This is a genomic window from Rummeliibacillus sp. JY-2-4R (assembly GCF_053847205.1).
In genome coordinates, this window is sequence record NZ_CM132623.1 from 1,675,933 (window position 1) to 1,700,122 (window position 24,190).

At 35.1% G+C, this 24,190-nt stretch carries 19 protein-coding genes, 1 pseudogene and 3 riboswitches; of the genes and pseudogenes, 16 read left to right on the forward strand and 4 right to left on the reverse strand.

Annotation, left to right across the window (positions count from 1 at the left end):
* Positions 1-22: 22 nt before the first annotated feature.
* Complete coding sequence (locus ACWV26_RS08140; RefSeq protein ID WP_455897843.1) at positions 23-1,594, forward strand: SagB family peptide dehydrogenase; 1,572 nt, start codon at positions 23-25, stop codon at positions 1,592-1,594.
* Between the two features lie 350 nt (positions 1,595-1,944).
* Here the strand turns inward: ACWV26_RS08140 and ACWV26_RS08145 are convergent.
* Positions 1,945-2,545, reverse strand: a pseudogene (locus ACWV26_RS08145) (class I SAM-dependent methyltransferase).
* Between the two features lie 262 nt (positions 2,546-2,807).
* Positions 2,808-3,473 carry a MutH/Sau3AI family endonuclease gene (locus tag ACWV26_RS08150; protein WP_455897844.1) on the reverse strand — a complete coding sequence of 222 codons (666 nt, stop codon included), beginning with the start codon at positions 3,471-3,473 and terminating at the stop codon, positions 2,808-2,810.
* 203 nt (positions 3,474-3,676) lie between these two features.
* Between ACWV26_RS08150 and ACWV26_RS08155 the strand changes: the two genes are divergently transcribed.
* The 5 genes from ACWV26_RS08155 to ACWV26_RS08175 all read left to right on the forward strand — a co-directional run bounded on the left by ACWV26_RS08155 (position 3,677) and on the right by ACWV26_RS08175 (position 9,200).
* A complete protein-coding gene (locus ACWV26_RS08155; protein ID WP_455897845.1) occupies positions 3,677-4,465 on the forward strand; it encodes a DNA-methyltransferase in 789 nt (262 codons plus the stop codon).
* Positions 4,462-5,364 carry a DNA adenine methylase gene (locus ACWV26_RS08160; protein ID WP_455897846.1) on the forward strand — a complete coding sequence of 301 codons (903 nt, stop codon included), beginning with the start codon at positions 4,462-4,464 and terminating at the stop codon, positions 5,362-5,364. The genes ACWV26_RS08155 and ACWV26_RS08160 overlap by 4 nt, the downstream gene beginning before the upstream one ends.
* A gap of 73 nt (positions 5,365-5,437) precedes the next feature.
* A complete protein-coding gene (locus ACWV26_RS08165) occupies positions 5,438-6,349 on the forward strand; it encodes a type II restriction endonuclease (protein WP_455897847.1) in 912 nt (303 codons plus the stop codon).
* Between the two features lie 356 nt (positions 6,350-6,705).
* Positions 6,706-7,992, forward strand: a complete 1,287-nt coding sequence (locus ACWV26_RS08170) for a type II restriction enzyme (protein WP_455897848.1) — start codon at positions 6,706-6,708, stop codon at positions 7,990-7,992.
* Positions 7,993-8,732: 740 nt separating this feature from the next.
* Positions 8,733-9,200 carry a helix-hairpin-helix domain-containing protein gene (locus ACWV26_RS08175; protein ID WP_455897849.1) on the forward strand — a complete coding sequence of 156 codons (468 nt, stop codon included), beginning with the start codon at positions 8,733-8,735 and terminating at the stop codon, positions 9,198-9,200.
* A gap of 647 nt (positions 9,201-9,847) precedes the next feature.
* Here ACWV26_RS08175 and ACWV26_RS08180 read toward each other — a convergent pair.
* The gene (locus tag ACWV26_RS08180) at positions 9,848-10,012 is read right to left on the reverse strand and encodes a hypothetical protein (RefSeq protein WP_455897850.1); all 165 of its coding nucleotides are present in this window, start codon (positions 10,010-10,012) and stop codon (positions 9,848-9,850) included.
* A gap of 435 nt (positions 10,013-10,447) precedes the next feature.
* Between ACWV26_RS08180 and ACWV26_RS08185 the strand changes: the two genes are divergently transcribed.
* From ACWV26_RS08185 to purU, 10 genes are all read left to right on the forward strand, one after another.
* Complete coding sequence (locus ACWV26_RS08185; RefSeq protein WP_455897851.1) at positions 10,448-10,585, forward strand: YfhE family protein; 138 nt, start codon at positions 10,448-10,450, stop codon at positions 10,583-10,585.
* A 410-nt stretch (positions 10,586-10,995) separates the two neighbouring features.
* The gene (locus ACWV26_RS08190; protein ID WP_455897852.1) at positions 10,996-12,966 is read left to right on the forward strand and encodes a hypothetical protein; all 1,971 of its coding nucleotides are present in this window, start codon (positions 10,996-10,998) and stop codon (positions 12,964-12,966) included.
* 544 nt (positions 12,967-13,510) lie between these two features.
* On the forward strand, positions 13,511-14,359 hold the full coding sequence (locus ACWV26_RS08195; protein ID WP_455897853.1) for a pyridoxamine kinase: 849 nt from the start codon (positions 13,511-13,513) through the stop codon (positions 14,357-14,359).
* Positions 14,360-14,715: 356 nt separating this feature from the next.
* Positions 14,716-14,817: riboswitch (glycine riboswitch) on the forward strand.
* 3 nt (positions 14,818-14,820) lie between these two features.
* Positions 14,821-14,898: riboswitch (glycine riboswitch) on the forward strand.
* A gap of 169 nt (positions 14,899-15,067) precedes the next feature.
* Positions 15,068-16,459, forward strand: a complete 1,392-nt coding sequence (locus ACWV26_RS08200; RefSeq protein WP_455897854.1) for an amino acid permease — start codon at positions 15,068-15,070, stop codon at positions 16,457-16,459.
* 88 nt (positions 16,460-16,547) lie between these two features.
* Positions 16,548-16,651, forward strand: a riboswitch (glycine riboswitch).
* Between the two features lie 230 nt (positions 16,652-16,881).
* On the forward strand, positions 16,882-18,132 hold the full coding sequence (glyA, locus tag ACWV26_RS08205) for a serine hydroxymethyltransferase (RefSeq protein ID WP_455897855.1): 1,251 nt from the start codon (positions 16,882-16,884) through the stop codon (positions 18,130-18,132).
* Positions 18,133-18,186: 54 nt separating this feature from the next.
* A complete protein-coding gene (gcvT, locus tag ACWV26_RS08210) occupies positions 18,187-19,299 on the forward strand; it encodes a glycine cleavage system aminomethyltransferase GcvT (RefSeq protein WP_455897856.1) in 1,113 nt (370 codons plus the stop codon).
* A 28-nt stretch (positions 19,300-19,327) separates the two neighbouring features.
* On the forward strand, positions 19,328-19,723 hold the full coding sequence (gene gcvH, locus ACWV26_RS08215; protein WP_455897857.1) for a glycine cleavage system protein GcvH: 396 nt from the start codon (positions 19,328-19,330) through the stop codon (positions 19,721-19,723).
* Between the two features lies 1 nt (position 19,724).
* Entirely contained in the window at positions 19,725-21,077 is a 1,353-nt protein-coding gene (gene gcvPA / locus ACWV26_RS08220) for an aminomethyl-transferring glycine dehydrogenase subunit GcvPA (RefSeq protein WP_455897858.1), read from the forward strand.
* Positions 21,070-22,560 carry an aminomethyl-transferring glycine dehydrogenase subunit GcvPB gene (gene gcvPB, locus ACWV26_RS08225; RefSeq protein ID WP_455897859.1) on the forward strand — a complete coding sequence of 497 codons (1,491 nt, stop codon included), beginning with the start codon at positions 21,070-21,072 and terminating at the stop codon, positions 22,558-22,560. The genes gcvPA and gcvPB overlap by 8 nt, the downstream gene beginning before the upstream one ends.
* A gap of 18 nt (positions 22,561-22,578) precedes the next feature.
* The gene (gene purU / locus ACWV26_RS08230; protein WP_455897860.1) at positions 22,579-23,442 is read left to right on the forward strand and encodes a formyltetrahydrofolate deformylase; all 864 of its coding nucleotides are present in this window, start codon (positions 22,579-22,581) and stop codon (positions 23,440-23,442) included.
* A gap of 74 nt (positions 23,443-23,516) precedes the next feature.
* Here purU and ACWV26_RS08235 read toward each other — a convergent pair whose 3' ends face one another.
* The gene (locus ACWV26_RS08235; protein WP_455897861.1) at positions 23,517-24,056 is read right to left on the reverse strand and encodes an ECF transporter S component; all 540 of its coding nucleotides are present in this window, start codon (positions 24,054-24,056) and stop codon (positions 23,517-23,519) included.
* Positions 24,057-24,190 lie beyond the last annotated feature (134 nt).

Here is a 24,190-nt window from a genome sequence, read left to right on the forward strand (position 1 = left end):
CCAGTGGTTAGGAGGTAGGAGGATGAATCTTGAAACATTTCTGCACAATCTCCATTTTGATATTGACAAGGCAAGCGAGCCAAACTGGGAAGTAGATTGGGATGATGCACCGCTTAACTTTAAGCTTTATCGTGGCTTACCTGTGATTCCACTTTCTTTAGAAGTACCGTTGACGCTTGAAAGGCTGGAAGCAACCATAAAGCCTGACCTAAGTAGAATCGGTCATTTTCTCTGGTATGTATATGGTCTAACTCAATTTAGCGAGTCTGTGACGAACTTGGAATTCAGCGATCAAGCCATTGACCTAATGCGGTCGAAACGGCGGTTTGTTCCCTCCGGTGGGGCGCTGTATCCAAACGAATTGTACGTTTATTTGAAGATAGAGAATTTGCCTGCCGGTGTTTACCATTATGATGTAGCACATCATCGCTTAGTGTTGTTGCGAGAAGGAAATTTCGATTCATATATATCCCAGGCACTTGGTAATCGCTGTGACATATCCGATTGTTTTGGTACTGTTTTTGTATCGACAATGTTTTGGAAAAATTTTTTTAAATACAATAATTTTGCCTACCGTCTTCAAGGGTTGGATGCTGGGGTGCTCATTGGACAATTACTGGAAGTAGCTAAATCTTTTGGCTTCGCAACTGGGGTATACTTCCAATTTCTTGATCGGGCCATCAACCACCTTCTTGGGCTTTCGGAACAAGAGGAGAGTGTGTATGCGATGATTCCACTATCGGCGGAATCAACAAGCTGCTTCAACCGAAATAACATAGATGGGGATGACTCTGCCACTGAATTATGCCAAGAGTTGACAGCAATTCAGTCTAGTCATTACGTCCGATCACGAAGGGTTAAAGAGTTTCCGATGTTAACCAAGATGAATGAAGCGTCTATGTTGGAATCAACGAGATCGTTTCGCCAGATTAAGGAAGAGCAAATAAATTGTGAGGGTCAAATGGTGACTCTGCCATATGTGAAGAAATTGTCGTATGATTTGGCGTCGGCCTGCCGAAAGCGATTTTCTCCAGACATAGATTTTGTATTGGGGAGAGTTAGTCAAATGCAGCTTGCGACACTGTTTAAGGAGGCGATGGATTCCTTCTCGTATCAAAATGATTTGGATGGATTTCAAAAGAAACAGAAGTCCCGTGTCTCAATTTACGGATGTTTGTATAATATCGAGGGCATTCCGAATGGTGCGTATCACTATGACAGCTCTGCCCATGCGTTACGTCGAGTACAACTCGGAGATCAGCGATTACAGTTACAGTACGGAATGTCCGGAGGTAATGTAAATATGTTCCAAGTACCGCTTTGTCTACATGTGGCAGGGGACAAAAATCATTTCAAAACAGAAATGGGATACAGAGGATATCGCATCCAACAAATGGAAGCGGGTATGCTGGTGCAAAGACTCCTGCTAGTCGCGTCCGCCCTAGGATTCGGAGGGCACCCACTCCTTGGGTTTGATGCGAATATATGTGATGAGATTTACAAGATGAGTCCACAAGGAAAAACCAGCCTTATCCAAATCCCGACAGGTCCGTATCGACACCGTCCTTGGTTAAGTGGAAGTCTGCAAAGTTAATTAAGTGGAAATGCCTCAATTTTCTTTTAGGAGTTGAGGCTATCTTTATTCAGAGAATTCAAACTTTATTTTCGATGGAGCATATAAGCAGGAATGTGCATTATTTTATATTGAAAATATTGAGCTTAATGTTGCCATAAATGATCGAAGACAGAAGAGTATTTTAATAAATAAGATTCAACAATTTCTAATAAATGGGTTAAATCTTGATGAACCAAACATATAGCGGGAAATTCCCGTAGAGGGTAATTAAATGACAAAAAGAAACCGTCTGATGCAGTAGAATGGACGGTTTCTTTACTGATAGCAACAGCAGATGCGAGCATATGCGCTGATGTTAGCAATTGTATCTATTGTTCTTTTTTACATTTAACCATCAAAAACTTAAACGGCGGTTTATTTTCAGCATTTTTATGAGGCTCAACAATTTCCGAAAACTCGACAAGTCCATAATTTCCAAATTCTTTTAATGGAGTCGGAATCATAAAAGAACATTCTAAGGCCCTCCATCATCTCGAAATAATCTTCTTCCAGTTGTTTGCCCTTACCAAACATAGGGGCCTCTTTTGAAATCGTAACAAAAATCATATATCCGTTTGGTCTTAACTGATTATAACAATCTTTGATAAATTTCTCTCTTTCATGTTTATCCAATAAATGAATAATGGCATAACAAAAAATAGCATCATACAGTTTGTTATCAAAAGGCATATTCGCAACTGAACCATGAAAAATATGATTCGTAAACCCGTTTTCCCTCGCCAATTCAATTGCTGTTTTTGAAATCTCAATCCCTGTTACATCGATTCCATTGTCCATAAATACCTTTGCATTACGGCCATATCCAAAACCAGGTATCAATATATCCTTAACATCCTTTTCAAGGAAAAAATCCTTTGCCAAAATTGTGGAGTCGGCAGGTTCATATCCCCAAATTGTTTGATTTTCGATATACCTGGACCTAGAATTCGGAAGAGGCTGAAATTTGAAGTATACATTGTATTATTGTTTCTAGAATTTTAAAAAGGAAACTGAGCTAGAAACTCAACGAAATTGGTTAATATTGTAACTTACAATAAGTATTTAAAAATTACTTTTTTCAATTAGTTTTATTAATTGTATGAATAAGAACAAATGTTTGTTATAATGTAATAAGATAATAGTATTCATACGAATATTGCTTATAGCAATATTTTGTTTTCTTATAACTTAATTAGCAAATGTTTGGATACTTATCAGAAGCCTTTAATAAATCTTTCATGAATGATTTTTTGAAGTAGAATGCAAAATTTTTATTTGAAATCTGTTTATTATAATGACTTGAAAATATGGGGTGATATGGTTTAGAGTCTTTTGTCCGAATTTGAATGTATTCGCCGTTAGCCGTGTGTAAAAAGCCATCCCCATTTTCAATAGAATTTCGCATTTGATTAACAATACTAATATAATCATTTTGAAGCTGATTAAAGAATTGATCACTTATTGACATCTCGAAATAAATGGGTTCCTTGAAAAACCAATCTGCAGGTTCTGAAGATTCCTTAACTACCGGTAAATAAATCATTCTTTTGATTTTGTTATAAAGCCATGATTCTTCGAAAGAAATATTATTGAACATTTCATCGATATGTGAAGAAATTTGGGTTATAAACATTGTTTCTAATGGCTCACCATTAAACTTAGATTTATTTGTTTTTAGCTCTCCATCTTCAAAATCTAAAGGATTACTAGTATTAGCAAGACCCAAAAGTATTTCTAGTAGTTGACCAACTTTCCCTTTATTTATTTTATCAATATTTATTTCACTAAATAAATCCTTAAAAGGAACATTTTTAATATGCTCATCTTCCATTTTTCTAAGAGCTGTTAATAATTTCAATTAAATCCACCTTTCTTTATAAATAAAACTTTTTATTTTATAAATAATATAATAAATAAGGTAGAATAAATATATGCAGAAGAATATGGATATTTATTGAGATTTGAGACAACATACAAATATGGAATATATTTATTATTTTGATTTAAAATTAATAGCTAAAACATATGTGGTATAATTTAGCGTTATTAGGGGGTAGTAATTTGATTAATAAAATTTCGCCATATTATGAAATTGAAGGCTGTAAGTTAATAAAAGGTAATTCTTTAGAAATTCTCAAACAAATTCCTGATAATAGTATTGATCTGATATTTGCTGATCCCCCTTACTTCCTCTCAAATGGAGGAATAACTTGTCAAGCAGGCAAAATGGTTTCAGTTGATAAAGGAGAATGGGATAAAGCTAAAGATTTGACAATGGACGAATTCAATTTCGATTTTTTAAAAGAAGCACAAAGAATCATTAAGGATACTGGTTCTATTTGGGTTTCCGGAACATTTCATAATATGTATTCAATTGGCCATTGTATGCAAAAATTAGAAATGAAATTATTAAATAACATTACATGGCAAAAATCTAATCCATCGCCTAATTTAAGCTGTCGTATGTTCACACATTCAACGGAAACAATTATTTGGGCAAGAAAAAACGAAAAAAGTAAGCATTACTTTGATTATGAAGCTATGAAATTGGAAAATAACAACAAACAGATGAAGGATGTTTGGACTTTTTCTACTACTAAATCGAGCGAAAAAAAATTTGGTAAGCATCCTACACAAAAGCCACTAGAGCTATTAATGCGTATTATTAGAGCATCTTCAAAAAAAGGAGATTTAGTTTTAGATCCATTCTTAGGAAGTGGAACTACAGGAGTTGCTTGCGCAAATTTAGAGAGGAATTTTATCGGTATAGACATAGAAAAGGAATATTTAGATATAGCACAAAAGAGAATTTATGATTGTGTTTCAAACTTTCAAGGAGAATTAATATGAGTAAAGAAAAAGCTAATCCATTTGTAAAATGGGCTGGCGGAAAATCTAAATTAGTAGAGACCATTTTAGAAAAAGTTTCCGAGTCAGTCAATTTAAACGAGATGGAACATTATATAGAACCATTTGTTGGTGGGGGAGCTATGTTTTTTTATTTAGCTCAAACTTACAAATTTAAATCAATGACAATTATCGACATTAATTTAGATTTAATTAACACATATAAAGCAATTCAAAAAGATCCAGTGATTTTAATAGAAGGAATGAATTCATTACAAAATGAATATAATTCTTTAGTGGATATTGAGGAAAAAAAATTATTCTTTTATAAAATAAGAGATTTTTTCAATCAGGGTGTAGAAAATTTAGATACTACTATTAATTTTCAACGTGCTGCTCAATTTATTTTTCTAAATAAAACTTGTTTTAATGGATTATATCGAGTTAATAAATCAGGGCGTTTTAATGTTCCTTTTGGTCAAAAGAACAAAATCAATATTTATGATCAAGACAATATTATTAACATCCATGAAATTCTAAAACATACAACAATATTACATGCAAATTATGATAAAGTATTAGAACTTGTAAATTCTAAAACTTTTATTTACTTTGATCCACCATATAAACCTATTACAGCATCCGCTGCATTTACATCGTATGCTAAGGATGGGTTTAATGATGATGATCAGGATGACTTAGCTCAACTTTGTAAAAAGTTAAAACAATTAGGAGTACATTTTGCTGTAAGTAATTCAGATCCCAAAAATCCAGATTCAGACGAACCATATTTTGATAAATTATACGGAGGATTTACAATTCATAGAATATCAGCTGCACGTAATATTGCTGCAAAATCTAAAAGTAGAAGTGCTGTTTCAGAAATCTTGGTAGTTGGATAATTTTAAACCACTAACAATAATTTTTAGTTAGTGGTTTTATTCTTTTAATTAGATGAAAAAGGAGATATTTTAATTGTACACATATAAGGAATATGCATTACTAGCAAAAGAAAAAAGATTTGATTATTTAATAGATTCATTAAGCCTAACAAATAGAACACCACAATATTATGTGAATTGGGAAAAAGTTTATAGAAATTCTAGAGAATTGGAAATTTCTTTGAATACATTAAATTATTTAATTGGAAAAGAAAATGTTTATGATGAAGCATTAAAACTATTTAAAGAGTATCCAAATTTAATTAAAGCATTGCCTATTTTATTAGCAATTAGAGACTATAAATTTGATGTATTATATTTAGATGAAGATGCGAATTTACAATTTGAAAATCTAGACTTTATAAATATTGATTATGAAAATATAGTGAAATACGTAGATTTTGCTGAACAATCAGGAATACTGGATTTTCTTACTAAACATTGTACAAGTAGTTTAGTAGATTATGTTACGGGAGTAGAAGTTGGTCTTGACAGCAATGGAAGAAAAAATCGAAGTGGCACTTTTATGGAACAAATAGTTGAGAAAAAGGTAAAAAGTATTTGCGAAGAAAATGGTCTTGAATATTTGGCTCAAGCTACTTCACCAGCAATAAAACTCAAATGGAATTTTGATATGCCATATAATGAATCTATTAGAGCTCATGATTTTGCAGTATATAATCCTCAAAAAAATAAATTGACAATAATTGAAGTAAATTATTATGGTGGAGGAGGTTCAAAACTAAAATCTGTTTCTGGTGAATTTACTGAAATGAGTAAATTTATATTCAAGAAAAACTCTGATATCCAATTTGTATGGATCACTGATGGCCAAGGATGGCATACAGCAAAAAAACCTTTATATGAGGCCTTTAGTGAAATTAGCTATATCATTAATCTGAATATGTTAAACAACGAGTATTTAGGTGAGATTTTAAGATCATAAGTTTATCAAGGTGTTGTTTGATATATTGAAAAGTGCATAAGAAAAAGTTAATCTAAAGTAGATAAAACAAAAACCACCATAGCCTTTGGTGGTTTTTTATTCCAATATTATAAGAGGATTTGTTTATCTGGATTCCTCAAATGACACAGTAAGCCCTATCGCTTTTTGCAAGCTAATAATGTTAATGGATTCATCAAAACTTTCAAATAATATTGTTGAATTGGATAAAAAGAGCATATAAGTCGCGCTAAGTTCCTTAATTGACTCCATCACAGAGTTATACAGATTTTAACAGACAATCGTTAATTAATAGAAGCGAATTAAAGAGAGTATATAGGAGGGATTGGTAACATACTATGACAAAGAAAATTGGTAAAACTGACAATTCCTGGAATCAATTATTTGAAAGATATGATATAGCAAATGAAGTAGAAGAAAAGGGATTTTATGAAATAACGGCAAATGCTATTAGAGAATATAGAGAACCACGCTTAATGACTAAGTTTGACCACTCTAGTAATCTTCCTCAACAGTTTCAAAAGCATAAGCTTGCTATCCTTCCAAATAGTCGTTCCAGTTACATAATCGGTAAATTTAATGTTTACGAGAAGGTAAAATACAACAAAAGAATTAATCCAAAAAGGTTTGAATTGCCTTCTTATATTGAGTCTATTGATACAAATAACCTATATTCTGAATCTGCGGCTCTTAGCTGCGCATTAGTTGCCGGTCTTATAGATGATGTTGTAGGAGAACCCGTAAAACCAACTGTTTTTGGACGAATGTCTTCAAAAAAATTTAATTTTGATATTAAGACTAAACAAGGAGAATTGGTAAATTTCAACGTAGAAAATTCGCAAATAGAGATAGATGGGGGATACGAGGGTCGTAATAAATTTGTTATAGTAGAAGCTAAAAACACAACTGTTGACGATTTTCTAATAAGACAACTGTATTATCCTTATCGTTTATGGAAATCAAAGTTAGATAAAGCTATAAAACCTGTTTTCTTTACATACTCAAACGATATTTTTAGCTTCTTTAAGTATGAATTTGAGAATCCATATGAATACAATTCAATACATTTGATAGAACAAAGAGATTATATTATTAATTCACAATCTATCACTGTAAAGGATATACATAATTTAGTATTATTCATTGAACCAGTTTCAGAACCCGAAATACCATTCCCGCAGGCCGATAGTTTTGAAAGAGTAATAGACATGTTAGGATTGTTACACGATGGCGACTTAACCTACGACGAAATAACCCAAACCTACGACTTTGACATTAGACAAACGGGTTATTATTCAACTGCTGCAATGTATCTTGGATTGGTGGAGAGATGGAGAGAAAATGGAGTAACTAAGATTCGCCTATCAAAAAAAGGTAAACGAATCATGTCCTACAAACCACGTGAAAAATACCTGGCGCTAGCTGAAGAAATATTGAAGCATATTGCTTTTCGAAATGTCTTTTTAGAAAAACTCAAAAATTCAGCATTAGATAAGAAAAAAATTGCAACTATACTGGAAAGTTCAAACTTGTACAATGTTAATTCACAATCTACTTATATTCGAAGGGCCTCAACAGTAAAAAGCTGGGTAAATTGGATCTGGGAATTGCCTGAAAGATATTAAATTCTTCAAAAGAATAAGATTCAAAAATCCAATGTTTTAATGAATTACCGTTTTTACGATGATAAATTTGATTTAAAAAGGGTTAGAGAGTATAGTTTCACACCAGAAGGATCCGTTTCAAAAGGGTTAACTAATGTAAGGGTGACTGGTGTGGATTTACAAGTTAAGTTTATCGCAAAGTTTCAAAAGGCAATATGGAAATTAACAATGAGTTCAGTATACAGTTTGAATGGGCAATCTTCTTAAGAGCCAATTTGCCAAAAGAAGAATATAAAGTTCAATTAGAACGAAACATCAATTATTTTGGATTGGCAAAAGAAACTTCTAAAAATAGAAATGGATATTGTTGTCTTTAATCCTATATTAAATTTCTTAGGAACAGGTTGATGCAATAATCCAAAAACCGACAGTAAGAATGACATAACGTATCATCTGAACCATGAGTATAAAATTGAGTGGAACGATATAAGCAACATTGAAGAGCGCCAAACAACATTCAATGACATGATAATTGTTGAATTAATTGGGGATGAGGTATAAATTCTAGGTAACCGAAAAAAGTTCTTGAATATATAATAATCCATAGTGTTGCTATTTCATAAGACATGTATAATCCACTCCGCATTGCTATTTGTACTATTTCAGCTGTGGATAAATCAGAAGAGAATTTTTTAAGATTATGGATTTTTGTAGAAAGCAGTTTAAAGAAACTTGAAGAACATGTATGAAAGGTGAAACCTGTGCCGAATTCTACTCCAAAACTTCCTTTGACTAGTGAAGAAAGAGCAAAATTAAAAGCTTGTAAAATTAAATTAAAAGATATTTCGAGTATGGATTTATCAATATTATCTCAATGTTTGGAAGTGACAATGGAGAGGGCAAAATATTTACGAGCTTTAGCTATATTTCAAACCGTTCCTTCTATTGGTCCAAAAGTGGCGCAAAGGGTAGTGGATTTAGGTTACAATTCGCTGAGTGAAATAAAGAACATGAAAGGTTCTGAGTTATTTAATCGTTGGGAAGAAAAGTGTGAATACTGGGAAGATCCCTGCCTAGAAGATGCATTTCGTTGCATTGTCTATTATGCTAACGATCCAGAGAGTGATAAAAGTTGGTTTGATTTTACAGAAGAACGAAAGAATGATCGTAAACAATACGGCTATCCTGATACAAGACCTAAACTCGCATGGTATGAAGTGAAAAACTAATCTGTTTGAAAGAAAGTCTTTTCCTATTAATATAGCTTCGCCTATCCAATAACGAGAATTCATCAAGACACATCATTATCCTCTTTCACTTAGAGGTTTCGCAATAGAAAGCAAAATTTAACTTTAACCTATTCATACTTAGTACGTACTGTGTTCATAAATGTTTTTAAATCCAAAAGCTCTAATCCAAGTCTTACACGGGATTAGAGCTTTTTTATCATTAAATCTAAAATAACCCATCCTTAAGTTATTAACCCTATATGGTATTACTAATATTTCAAATCATAAGACTTCCAATTTTTCCATCTCGTATTTTCACATTGTACCAAACAATTGCCAATCATCACCGTATATTATCTTCGATTTAATTTTATATACCTCGCTAGTCTAAATATTTATAAATAGATTTAATTCGGATTTTTCGGAGACTTAAATTTCATATAGTGAGAGTGCAATTTAGAAAAGAGCGAATAGCAAGATGAAAAGGGAGAATTGGAGCATCAAAAGGGCGAATTAAAGCGTCAAAAGAACGAATTACCAGCAAAAATGAGCGAATTGAATGAGATCCAATTACTCAAACACAAAAAGCCTATTCATTATCCAATAATAATGAGTAGGCTTTCTATGTAGCTAATGGTGAAAAGAGCTTAAATGGCCTGACCATCAACAATAATTTCTCCGGTTTTTTGGTCGTATTGGACTTCACCCATTGGTCCAAGTTCTAATCCTTCAGGCAACTTCTTCGTGTGTACTTCTTGTCTTTCATCTAAGATTGCTAAATATTCTCCATTTACTAAAACTACTTTTGTCATCTACATGCAACTCCTTAATGTTTTAATAATTTAATTTTCTTATGTCATATATATACCCGTGTTTTACTAAATGAAACATCATTTTTATAAAATTCGCTATGACAATATAGTAACTAGTAAGAAAGAGAGCAAGTTTTCAAAGAAAGTTTAAAATTTTGGTAACGAAAACACCATCTGTTTATAAATTTCTTTTCTTTTTATAAACCTCGCCAGTCTATATAAAAAACATTTTGCAATAAGAAAATAACCAACACAACCTATGATTCCAATTAAATAGTAGAAAAACACAAAAAGTTACTCAATTACAGAAATACCTTTTGAAATAATAAATCCTCCTGGTTCATCTTGACTAAATTCATTCATTACAAAAAATAATGGTATATCCATCTATTCCAAAGGAAAAACTTTTAGAAGATAAAGAAAGGAGTGATCATTGTGAAGGACCAAAAGTTACCACCTCAGCATTTCACAACAAAATATAATGGACTAACATCTATGCAAGAAATTCTCTATCGAAAAGATTTTCAACGTGCTGACGCTGCGAATGAGAAGGATAAACGCACGAAAAAGTAATAACAAAAATGAACCTCAAATTTGCTAATTTGAGGTTCATTTTATTTCGGATAATCACATCCTCTAATCCACTTGAATATATCTTCTAATATAACAAGAACCTCCTTACACTAAGTAACACTAGATAAAATAATCGAAATTTCTACATATTAATCTACTCATTCTATTAAAGTATTCATTAAGAATGCTAGCACTAAATAAATCTTTACTAGCACAAAAGTCAGAAAACTAGACAACGATTCGTAAAAGATTTGGACCGAAAGCAATAATTTTTAAAAAAATGAGAGTTTGAAAGATTTAATTAAGGGAAATAAATTATACATTACTGGATATTAGTGGAATTACAGACGGAATTTTATAACATAATTCATCTACTTTTATTTTTGAATAGGAATGAGGAGGAATGGAAGATGGAGGCTCTAGATAAATCAGTATTACCAAATTTTGAACAGACGCTGGATCTGCTTGGACAGGCAGATCCGTATTTGAAAAGCAATTATCAAAAAGAAGTTTTCAGGCAGGCTAGTGAACTAACTCAAACAGAAGAAGGTATAAAGGAATTGTTTCATTATGCTCATCGTTTTGATGAAGCAGGTGTGTTTTTGAATGGACCTTGGGAGAATGCTTCAAAACTTCAAGCACCTCTAGTTGGTGGTTCATTAAAATTAAAAGGTGTGAATTCAATTGTAGAATTGCTTAGTGAGCTGCGAATGCTAGCCATTGCAAAAGGAACATATGAACATAAGGAATTAACTGCCCAAGAAGCAAAAGATTTTTTAAACGAAGTATTAGCTTTAAATCTCGATATTTTATTTCCACCAGAAACAGAAGAGGCGAGAGTGAATGCTGGTGAACATATTGAACGAGCTGAAAGGCTCTTTCATTTCTTAGGGGAGGAACTATCCTTTCAAGCAATTGCTAAGAAAATCGTGTCAGAAATCGACCGTCTTACAATACAGCGTCCAATTATGGTTAATCGAATACTCAACATGATTACGATGGCACAACAGATTATGGAATCAAACATTGATGAGAAAGTGAAATCTTCTCTACAACAATATGTAAATGCTATCACAACGCCAAGTCATTTAAGCAAACATGCGAATGACTTCAATGAATATCGAGCGGCTTTAAAAGATGCCACCAAAAAAGAGTTGGTAAAGGAAGCAGAATCGTTTGGGCTGTCAATCGTCGAAACGGGACTTGTATCCCCTTATCATGCAGTGCTCCTCAGATATTTAGCTCGTGAACATTCTGATTTGTTACCTGCAGCTCTTCAATTGACTGAAATAGGGCAAGCGCTTTTACATGATCATCGTGAGCTTGTTGATGAGTTGATACAAGATTCTATTTATCCGCAAACAGCCCAGTCGATTTATGGACTGGCGAAAGTGTTAAATAGAGGTTTGCTCTCTCAGGAACCGATTACGCTAGGAATTCAACGCTTACTGGAACTTGAGATTCATCCAGAAGTGCAGGAAATCTTGTTAACACCTGAAACAAAGTGCGAGGGATTAACGGCAAATGCTATTCTAGTGTCCGGAACGTTAAGCGTGTTAGGTCAGCCTTTAGGGGTAGGTCAAGGAATGAATCCCACATGTCAGTCTACACGCGCAATTAGCCTATGGTCACAGCATGACGCTGGCCAATTGCTCGAGTTTATTGCACGTGCTGCTAGGGATAACGATATTCATATGGTTTTTGAAGGGGATATTATTCATTCATCTTTATTAGTGGAAGGGGTTGCTTCAGAAATACATCAAGAACTAGATCCAGTATCCAAGGTTTTAGTGAAACATCTTGATAAGATTTATAACGAAATGATGAAAAGGACATTGCTTCGAGGACAGGATGGACATAAATGGGTAAATCCTGAATTTTACGGAGACTGGATTCAACGCGGGTTTGCCAGTATTATTGATCCACTAACAAGAACAGTCATCAATTATTCTAGGTTTGTCCGATTGTTTTATGCCACTCATCATCCTGAGTATAACGATGGGTATGAACTCATATATCCAAACCCTGTAGGTATTTTTATAACGGATATTCATGGCCAGTTGTTGGGGCTTCATGCCGTTTCCATCCAGCGTATTGCCCAAGATAAAGAAGGTGAATATCGGGTTTATTTTTACAATCCGAACAATGACAGTGGCCAAAACTGGGGACAAGGAATTGAGCCGTCTGTAAAAAATCATGGTGAAGAGGAAGGGGAAGCCTCACTTCCATTTGCCCAATTTGTATCTCGTATGTATGTCTTCCACTATAACCCTTATGAACATGGGGACGCATCCCTCGTTGATGTTCAGATTATTGAACAAATTGAAAGCCTTGCAAGAGAGAGTTGGGGAAAACAATATATTTGGCCTCCATCACTATAAACATGAAGAATGAGTTATTTATGAAGGAATACCATTAAAAATCATTATTATGACCGTACGATACACCCACGTCGACGGTCTTTTTGTTTACATATTAAAAGTCACTAGTGTAAACAACTATCTTAAACAGCAACTTTTTTAAAAGTACTATTTACTTTATTGTGTATAATTGAGAGTGAACATCTTTATTTTATAAACCTTGCTAGTCTACTTAAAAAGAAATTCTTTGCATTAAGAGAATGAATTAAACTGGAATTATGTAAATCTTTTTGAATACAAGTTTTTGAAAATATTCATAGGTGTAACAAGCGAACATCCGCGATTTACGATGAATCATCCGCGATTTGAGTTCGATTATTCGTGATTCCAGAAAAAACATCCGCGTTTTAGGAAATATTATCCTCGAATACAACAAATAATGTCCTAATTTAATTAGAATTTAAAGAAGCATTTATGTTTATACATTCTCAACGAATAAAGGATGCTATACTGTTAATAAAGATTTTCTACTTTAATTTTCAAGATATTTAAAATGGAGGCCACTATGAAAAAAGTTGCAGTAATACAGGATTTATCATCTTTTGGAAAATGCTCATTGACAGCTGCTATTCCGGTTCTTTCGGTAATGGGGGTACAAGCGTGTCCTTTGCCAACTGCTATTTTGTCTGCGCAGACCGGTTATTCGAGCTTTTTTTGCGAAGATTTTACAGATAAAATGCACTATTTTGAAGATGAATGGACCAAGATGAATGTAAGTTTTGATGGCATCTATACTGGTTTTGTAACGGGTCGGGAGCAAATTAATAATATTTTCCGCTTTTTAGAGACATTTAAATCAGATAAAACACGGTTGCTAGTAGATCCCGTAATGGGAGATATGGGCGAGGCTTATAAGCTTTTTACAGAGGAATTGCTTATGCGCATGAGGGAACTGGTGAAATGTGCAAATGTGATCACACCGAATGTAACGGAATGTTGTTTATTAACCGGGTTATCTTATGAGAAGTTACATAGTTATACAAACGAAAAAGACTTCCTACAAACCATTGAGGAAGCAGGAAACACATTGCAGCAAGAAACAGGTGCACAAGTGATTATTACGGGCGTCAATCCACCAAATGAAAATTCAAATGAGCGTTATATTGGAAATATGTATTTGGATGGAAATAGAACGTTTTATAATGCAATGCCGTACAACGGGCAAAGCTATTCTGGTACAGGAGACTTATTTGCCTCCGTCATTATGGGTGGCATGATGCGCGGAGAGGATTTGGAAGAATCGGTCCAACTTGCTGAAAAATTTCTTAACAAGGCTATTCAAGATTCTTCTATGGAAGAAATTCCAAAAGTAGAAGGCGTGAACTTCGAAAAATATTTAGGGATGTTATTATAAAATGATAGTAAAAACACCACAAGGATGGGTAATTGTTATCCCGCCTTGTGGTGTTTTGAATTTTTAAGGTAGCTAGCTTTATATAAACCACATGAGGATTTGGGATAAATGAGTGAAAATAATCCTAATTACATTCCTTTATTTGTAATATTCGAAATTTTTAGAAAAAATATATTTCTTTTTTGTGAACTTTGAAATATAATAAATGAAAGCCCTTTATTAATAGTTTGATGAAGGGTGGTAACCACTATTGAAATCAAAAAAGTGGGTTACTGAAAGAATACGTTTTGAATTATATGAATTTTGTAAAATATCTAACGTATTCCTGTATTATAACACAAAAACAAAATATGCGGATGATTATATTGGGAGAGAGTGAAGAGAAACACCACCGAAGGAGCAAATTCCAAAAAAACCATTGGAGTAAATCTCTCAGGTAAATGAACCAATATAGGACGCAACTCTGGAGAGTGCAAGTTATTGCCACCAAAGGGGACCCACGAAGCTTGTGGGATAAACTTTCAGGTAAAAGGACAGAGAAGGTGATTAGGCCTTCTTCTGTTCTTTTTTTTGTTGAGAAGAAGGGGGAATTTGTTTTCATTGTTTAACAATTGTCGTGAAACTCTTAGTTTTTTGGAAGGGGCTAGTAATCTACAATGATCACTAGTTTCCTAGATTCAAATTTATTAAAGTTGAGAGGATGATCGTATGGAACAACAACAATTACAAAGAGGTCTAAAAAACAGACACGTACAACTTATTGCTATTGGTGGTGCTATTGGAACAGGGTTATTTCTTGGTGCTGGTAAGTCAATTCATTTAGCAGGACCATCTATCTTATTTGCTTACATGATTACAGGTATTATTTGTTTCTTAATCATGCGTGCACTAGGAGAATTACTATTATCTAACTTAAACTATCATTCGTTTGTTGATTTTGTAGATGATTATTTAGGGGATATGGCAGCATTTATTACTGGATGGACCTATTGGTTTTGCTGGGTTTCCATTGCGATGGCTGATTTAACAGCAGTTGGCATTTATACGCAGTATTGGTTCCCTAATGTACCGCAGTGGATGCCAGGTTTAATCGCACTTGTCATCTTGTTATGTATGAATCTTGCTACTGTTAAGCTTTTCGGTGAAATGGAGTTCTGGTTCGCATTAGTTAAAGTTATCGCGATTATTGCTCTTATTGTCGTTGGGGTTGTCATGATTATAAAAGGCTTCAATACAGATTCGGGTGCAGCTAGTTTCACGAATCTATGGAGTCATGATGGATGGTTCCCAAATGGTATGAATGGCTTTATACTATCATTCCAAATGGTCGTTTTCGCGTTTGTTGGTATTGAACTTGTAGGTCTTACAGCTGGTGAAACAGAAGATCCTGAAAAAGTAATTCCAAAAGCCATCAATAACATTCCTATTCGAGTGATCATTTTCTACATTGGTGCACTTATTGTTATTATGAGTGTTTATCCGTGGAGCGCACTTGATCCTGCGAAGAGCCCATTTGTACAAGTCTTTGCGTCAGTTGGTATCGCTGCAGCTGCAGGTATTATCAATTTCGTTGTACTAACATCCGCAGCTTCTGCATGTAATAGCGGTATTTTCAGTACAAGCCGAATGGTCTTTTCATTAGCAAGAGAAAAAAATGCACCTGCAAAATTTGCCAAACTGGATGCACGTAAAGTGCCTTCTAATGCATTGTTCTTCTCAAGTACGATTATTTTAATATCAGTTATTTTGAATTATTTAATTCCAGAAGGGGTATTCACGCTAATTACTAGTGTTTCTACAGTATGTTTTATCTTTATTTGGGGAATCACAGTGATTTGTCACATGAAATATCGCAAAACAAGACCAGAACTAGCAAAAGCAAACAAATTTAAAATGCCACTATATCCAGTTGCAAATTATGTAATCCTTGCTTTTCTTGCATTTGTACTTGTGGTACTTGCATTTGCGCAAGACACTCGTGTTGCCTTATTCGTAACGCCTGTTTGGTTTATCATGTTGATTGCCGTTTATAAGCTAAGAAAGCCAAATGCAGAAATGGTGGATCAAACAACTGAGGAATCATTTGTAGAAGAAATTTGATTAAAGAAGAAAATATATGAAAATAAAAAATAAATATTGACATCACGCAATATTGAAATTATTCTGAATATACAAAACAATATTGCGGATGATGGTTGTAGGAGAGTGCATTAAGCAAACGCCACCGAAGGAGCAAGTTCTAAAAAAACCCTTGGAACAAATCTCTCAGGTAGAAGGAACTACAACCGGACGCACCTCTGGAGAGCGCGACATAGTATTACGCCACCAACGGGGAAGACTCCATAAACAAAGGAGTTAAACTCTCAGGTAAAAGGACAGAGAAGGGATCAAGCTACGGCTTCCCTTTTCTGTCCTTTTTTGCGTCCAAAAAAGGTTTGTCTATACATAGAAAAGTAGATTCGTAGTAAGGTGAAGTGCTATTGTTTGGTACTACCAAAACCAAATTTGAAGGAGGAATTTACATGAGTTTACGACAAAATGATTCAGCCATCTTTGCAGCAATTGAACAGGAAAGTAATCGACAACATCAAACACTGGAGTTGATCGCATCAGAAAACTTTGTAAGCGAAGATGTGCTAGAAGCGATGGGAAGTGTCATGACAAACAAATACGCAGAAGGCTATCCAGGTAAACGTTACTATGGCGGATGTGAATTTGTTGATGTAGCAGAACAAACAGCAATTGAGCGCCTAACGAAATTGTTTGGTGCAAAATATGCTAATGTTCAACCACATTCAGGTGCACAAGCAAACCTTGCCGTATTTTATGCATTACTTGAACCAGGCGACAAAGTGATGGGGATGAATCTTTCTCATGGCGGTCACTTAACTCATGGTAGCCCTGTTAGCATTTCAGGTAAATGGTTTGACATTGTATCCTATGGCGTAAAAGAAGATACGCAATTGATAGATTACGATGAACTAGAAGAAATCGCGAAAAAAGAGAAACCAAAATTGATTATTGCTGGTGCAAGTGCCTACCCAAGAGTCATAGATTTTGCTCGCTTTAAAGAAATTGCTGATCTAGTAGGAGCAAAATTCATGGTGGATATGGCACATATTGCTGGTCTTGTTGCAGCAGGACTTCATCCATCACCAATTCCATATGCAGATGTCGTTACAAGTACAACACATAAAACATTGAGAGGACCACGCGGCGGAATCATCTTAACAAATGATGATGAGTTAATCAAAAAAATCAATAAAGCCGTATTCCCAGGTATTCAAGGTGGACCATTAATGCACATCATTGCTGCTAAAGCGGTTGCTTTCAATGAAGCATTACAACCAAGCTTCAAAACTTATGCACAGCAAATCATTGAAAATGCTCAAACTTTAAGCGAAACATTGAAAAAAGAAGGGGCATCACTTGTTTCTGGTGGCACTGATAATCATATAGTCCTTTTAGATTTACGCCCATGGAACTTAACTGGGAAAGTTGCTGAAAAGTTATTAGAAGAAGCAGGAATCACAGTCAATAAAAACACAATTCCATTTGATCCGGAGAGCCCATTTGTCACAAGCGGTATTCGTATGGGAACAGCTGCTTTAACTACACGTGGCATGAAGCAAGAGGAAATGGTGAAAATAGGTGAAGTTATTGCTTCAGTCCTAAAGAGTAACGGAGACGAAGACGTTCTTAAAAAAGCAAAAGAGACAACAAAAGCCATTTGCGAAGCATTCCCATTGGTTCAACAACCAGTGAACGTATAAGAGGATAACTGAAATAACAATTATTGCGCAGGAAATTTAATCGGAGGTGCCAAAATGAGTATTGAAACAACTTTAAAACGAACGCCACTATTTGAATCATATAAAAAATCTGGAGCAAAGGTCATTGACTTTGGCGGCTGGGAACTTCCAGTACAGTTTTCAAGCATTATAGAAGAGCATGAAGCAGTTCGAAATGTTGCCGGACTATTTGATGTATCCCATATGGGAGAAATACTTATTGATGGAAAAGATGCAGAAAGCTATATCAACTATCTCGTTACGAATGATGTAACGAAGATTGCCATCAATAAGGCACAATACACAGCTATGTGCTACCCAGATGGTACTACAGTGGACGACTTACTTGTTTACAAATTAGCAGATGAAAAATATTTGCTTGTAGTAAATGCAGCAAACATTGAAAAAGATTATGACTGGATGAAGCAAAATGTAAAAGGCGAAGTGACACTTCAAAATATTTCAAATGATGTGGCTCAACTTGCGATTCAAGGTCCAAAGGCAGAAGCTATTTTACAAAAATTAACGGATACAGACTTAAGCCAAATCGGCAGCTTCCAATTTGCTCAACATGTCAAAATTGAAGAGATTACAGATGTTCTAGTATCTCGTACAGGATACACAGGTGAAGATGGCTTTGAACTATATTTAGCAGCCCAACAAGCAGAAGCTCTTTGGGAAAAGCTTCTTGAAAATGGTAGTGCAGATGGTTTAAAACCATGTGGATTAGGTGCACGTGACACACTTCGTTTAGAAGCACGTCTTGCACTTTATGGGCAAGAGCTTTCAAACGAAATTAGCCCACTTGAAGCAGGGATCGGATTTGCTGTCAAAACAGCTAAAGAATGCGATTTTATTGGAAAAGAAAGCCTATTAAAACAAAAAGAAGAAGGATTAAAACGAAAAATAGTTGGGATTGAAGTAACAGGAAGAGGCATTCCTCGTCATGGTTACAAAGTATTTTCAGAAAGTGAAGAAGAAATTGGATTTATCACATCTGGAACTAAGTCTCCAACTTTAAATAAAAGTTTAGGTCTTGCGCTGATCTCTACAGAACAAGCGAAAGAGGGAACACAGCTAAAAGTGGAAGTTCGAAATAAATTGATTGACGCGGTTGTTGTGAAAACACCGTTTTATAAAAAAGGATAGAAAACATTGGTGAAGGGGAGAAAAAATAATGACGAATGTAACAGCAAATTTACTATTTAATCAGGACCATGAGTGGGTATTACCATTAGAAGGAAATCGCGTGCGTATAGGAATCTCTGAATTTGCACAAGAGCAATTAGGAGATATCGTTTTTGTTGAAAACCCTGAAATTGATACTGAAGTAACAGCAAATGAATCTATGGGATCAATCGAGTCTGTTAAAGCCGTTTCTGATGTTTTTTCTCCTGTAACAGGCACAATCGTTCGTGTAAACGAGGCCTTAGAAGATACGCCTGAGTCAATTAATGAAGAGCCGTATGAAGCAGGTTGGTTAGTTGAAGTGGAATTATCCAATCCAGAAGAATTAGAATCTCTTTTAAATGAAGGTGAATACCAAGCATTTATCAACGAAGGAGAGGAATAAGATGACCAATACGTATAGATATCTTCCTGATACGAAACAAGATCAAGAGGAAATGCTTTCGTTTTTAAACGTGTCTTCTGTCGACGAATTATTTGAAGATATTCCACATAGCATTCGCTTAGAAGGTGAGCTTAACATTCCAGATGCAGATCCAGAACCTGTTCTCATGAAAAAAATGAATGAACTTGCTGGGCGTAACATTAATGTAAACCAGTATCCAACTTTCCTTGGAGCGGGTACGTATGATCACTATATTCCGAGTGTAGTGGATCATATGATTTCACGTTCTGAATTTTATACAGCCTATACACCGTATCAACCAGAAATTAGCCAAGGGGAATTACAAGCGATTTTCGAATTCCAAACAATGGTTAGTGAATTAACAGGAATGGATGTGGCCAACTCTTCTATGTACGATGGTTTCACATCTCTTGCAGAAGCTGCTTCCCTTGCAGTTGCGTCAACAAGACGAAAAAAAGTACTTGTATCAAATGGCGTTCATCCTGAATCTCGCGCAATTTTAAACACAGTTGCAAAAGGTCAAGGCTATGCAGTAGAAGAAGTAAGTTTAGCAACAGATGTAACAGACTTAGAACAACTAAAAGCACAAGTAGACAAGGCTGTTGCTGCAGTGATTGTTCAATATCCAAACTTCTTCGGTTCTATTGAAGATTTAGCCGAAATTAAGAAAATCGCGGGAGAAAATGGTGCACTTTTCATTGTCAGTGCCAATCCACTTGCATTAGCACTTTTGCAATCACCAGGTAAACTGGGTGCAGATATTGTTATCGGAGATATGCAACCACTTGGTATTCCAATGTCCTTTGGTGGTCCACACTGCGGTTATTTTGCCGTAAAATCAAAATTCATGCGTAAAATCCCTGGACGTATTGTCGGACAAACGCAAGATGAACAAGGAAGACGTGGATTTGTATTAACATTGCAAGCACGTGAGCAACATATTCGTCGCGATAAAGCGACATCTAATATTTGTTCGAACCAAGCATTAAATGCCCTTGCTTCTTCAGTTTGTATGTCAGCACTAGGAAAGCAAGGAATTCGTGAAATGGCACAACTAAATATTGAAAAAGCAGACTACATGGCAAAAGCTCTTCAAAAGAAAGGCTTTATCGTTTTAAATCAATCACCATTCTTCAATGAATTTGTTGTGGAACTTCCACGTCCAGTTAAAGAAGTGAACGAAAAATTGTTAGCAGCTGGCTTTATTGGCGGTTATGACTTAGGAAAAGATTATGGCTATAACGATCAAATGCTGATTGCTGTAACAGAACAACGATCAAAAGAAGAGATTGACCAATTTGTAGAAGCATTGGAGGCGGTTGTAAATGGTTGATTATAATGAATTAATCTTTGAAATAAGCAGTCAAGGACGTGTAGGTTACAGCCTTCCGAAAAGTGATGTTGAAAGTATTGATTTACAAGATAAATTTCCAAAGCATTTGATTCGTGACGAAGCAGCAGAGCTTCCAGAAGTATCTGAGCTTCAACTTGTGCGCCATTATACAGCACTTTCAAATAAAAACCATGGGATTGATAATGGTTTTTATCCACTTGGCTCTTGTACGATGAAATACAATCCGAAAATTAACGAAGATGTGGCACGCCTTGCAGGATTTAGCCGCATTCACCCATACCAACCAACTGAAACGGTACAAGGTGCATTAGAGCTTCTCTATAATTTACAAGAAGAATTAGCGGTCATCACGGGTATGGATGCAGTAACTTTACAACCTTCTGCAGGTGCACAAGGTGAGTGGACTGGGTTAATGATGGTCAAAGCTTATCATGAACAAAAAGGTGAAATTAGAACAAAGGTACTTGTTCCAGACTCTGCACATGGTACAAACCCTGCTAGTGCAAGCGTTGCTGGATTTCAAACCGTAACCATTCCATCCAACGAAAATGGATTAGTTGACTTAGAAGAATTAAAGAAACATGTAAATAATGATACAGCTGCATTAATGCTAACAAATCCAAATACACTTGGATTATTTGAAAAAGAAATCATCGAAATCGCGCAAGTGGTTCACGAAGCTGGCGGCCTACTCTATTATGATGGTGCGAATGCCAATGCCATTTTAGGGAAAACTACTCCAGGAACAATGGGCTTTGATATCGTGCATTTAAATCTTCATAAAACTTTCACTGGCCCGCATGGTGGTGGAGGTCCTGGTGCTGGTCCTGTAGGTGTAAAAGAGAAATTGATTCCCTATTTACCAGTGCCACGCGTTGAAAAAGATGGCGAACAATATGTCTTGAACTCAAATTACCCATTATCAATTGGCCGAGTAAAAGGATACCATGGAAACTTCGGTATTTTAGTTCGTGCTTATACTTATATTCGTACAATGGGACCAGTAGGATTACGTGAGGTTTCTGAAGGGGCTGTTCTTCATGCCAACTACTTACGTAAAAAACTTGAGCCATACTTCGTCTCACCTTATTCACAAATCTGTAAGCATGAATTTGTCTTATCAGGTTCCAAACAAAAGAAACTGGGTGTCAGAACATTGGATATGGCAAAACGTCTGTTAGATTTCGGTTACCATCCACCAACAATTTACTTCCCATTAAATGTTGAGGAATGTTTAATGATCGAACCAACAGAAACAGAATCTAAAGAAACAATCGATGCTTTTGCAGATGTAATGATTCAAATTGCAAAAGAAGTAGAAGATAATCCAAGTATAGTTCTTGAAGCTCCTCATACAACGGTAGTTGGTCGAATGGATGAAACACTAGCAGCAAGAAACCCAATTTTACGTTATACAAAAGAAAAAGAAGTTGGGGAAGAGAAAGAAACCGTAAAAGCCTAAAAATAGGGGTGAAGAACCTTGCATACACAATTAAATGACCGTGTAAAACTATTAATTTCCTGTCCAGAAAAACCTGGAATCATTTCAACTGTTACGAATTTTTTAGCAGCACACAATGCAAATATTGTCCATTTTGACCAATATACAACAGATCCAAACGCAGGAGTGTTTTTTATGCGTATTGAGTTCGATTTAGAAGACGCAACTTCGTATGAAAGTCTTGAACAGGACTTAAATGTATTAGGCCGAGATTATAATTTAGATTGGCAATTAAGCAGTAGTAAAAAAAGAAAGCGAATGGCGATATTTGTTTCTAGACAAGACCATTGTTTAATGGAGCTCCTCTTACGTTGGAAGTCAAAAGAAATAGAAGTGGATATTCCATTGGTGATTAGTAATCATCCTGATTTAAAAGAAGTAGTAGAAAGTTATGGGATTCCTTATTACCATGTTCCAATTTCTAAAGATACGAAGGAAGAAGCGGAACAAAAAGTATTAGAACTATTAAACGGAAAAGTAGACTTTATTGTTCTAGCAAGATATATGCAAATCCTTTCTCCTAATTTTGTATCTAAGTATCCGAATCAAATTATTAATATTCATCACTCATTCTTACCAGCATTCGTTGGGGCGAATCCTTATGTGCGAGCGTTTAACCGCGGAGTGAAATTAATTGGTGCGACTGCCCATTATGTCACAAATGATCTTGATGAAGGACCGATTATTGAACAAGATGTACAGCGCATTAATCATCGATATACAGCTGAAGATTTAAAGACAGCTGGACGTCATGTAGAAAAAAAGGTTCTCGCCGAAGCTGTTTCCTGGCATGTTGAAGACAAAGTACTTGTCCATGGAAATAAAACAATTGTCTTTAACTAAAAAAACATAAAAATAACCCACCTTGAGTTTAAAACTCAGGTGGGTTATTATAATTTCCTTTATTTAGCCAATGCTTATTTAAAAGCAGGAATTCTTTTCAAAAATGCACAAACTGGAATAGAAACGATTAGCCCCAAAACATTTTGAACGATGTCTCCAGGGATAGAGGCAACTGGTTGAATCCAGTTTCCATAAATAATGCCTTCGCCGACATAATAGACAGCAATCATTGGTGGCATAGAAACAATTGTAGCAATTATATTGATTCCTATACTGTTTCCTTTACGGCCATTTGATTGTGCAATTTTCCCTACGATAAAGCCCTGTAAGCCACGAGATACAAAAGTAATCGGTGCCCACAATGTCCAACCAGATACTAAGTCGAATAATCCCATCCCAAAAGCTCCAGCAATTGCACCAGTTTTAGGACCGAAAAGAATCGAAATGATAAAGAGCATGGCGGTGCCCAAGTGAACCAAACCACCATTAGCTGCAATCGGCAGTTTAATATTTAAAAGAAGTGTTGCTACGAAAACAAGTGCAATACTCAATCCGCTTAAAACCAAATTAAATGTTCGTGATTTGGTAGTAGAATGACCTACAGTACTTTGCATATTAAAACCTTCTCCCATGATGTATTCAAGGAATAGTTGCGCGCAAATTCCAAAGACTCTGAATTCCAACTTGTTGAATCAGTTATCTTAATTACTCATAAGATTAGCACTGGATTGGTCTTAGTGAAAGTGTC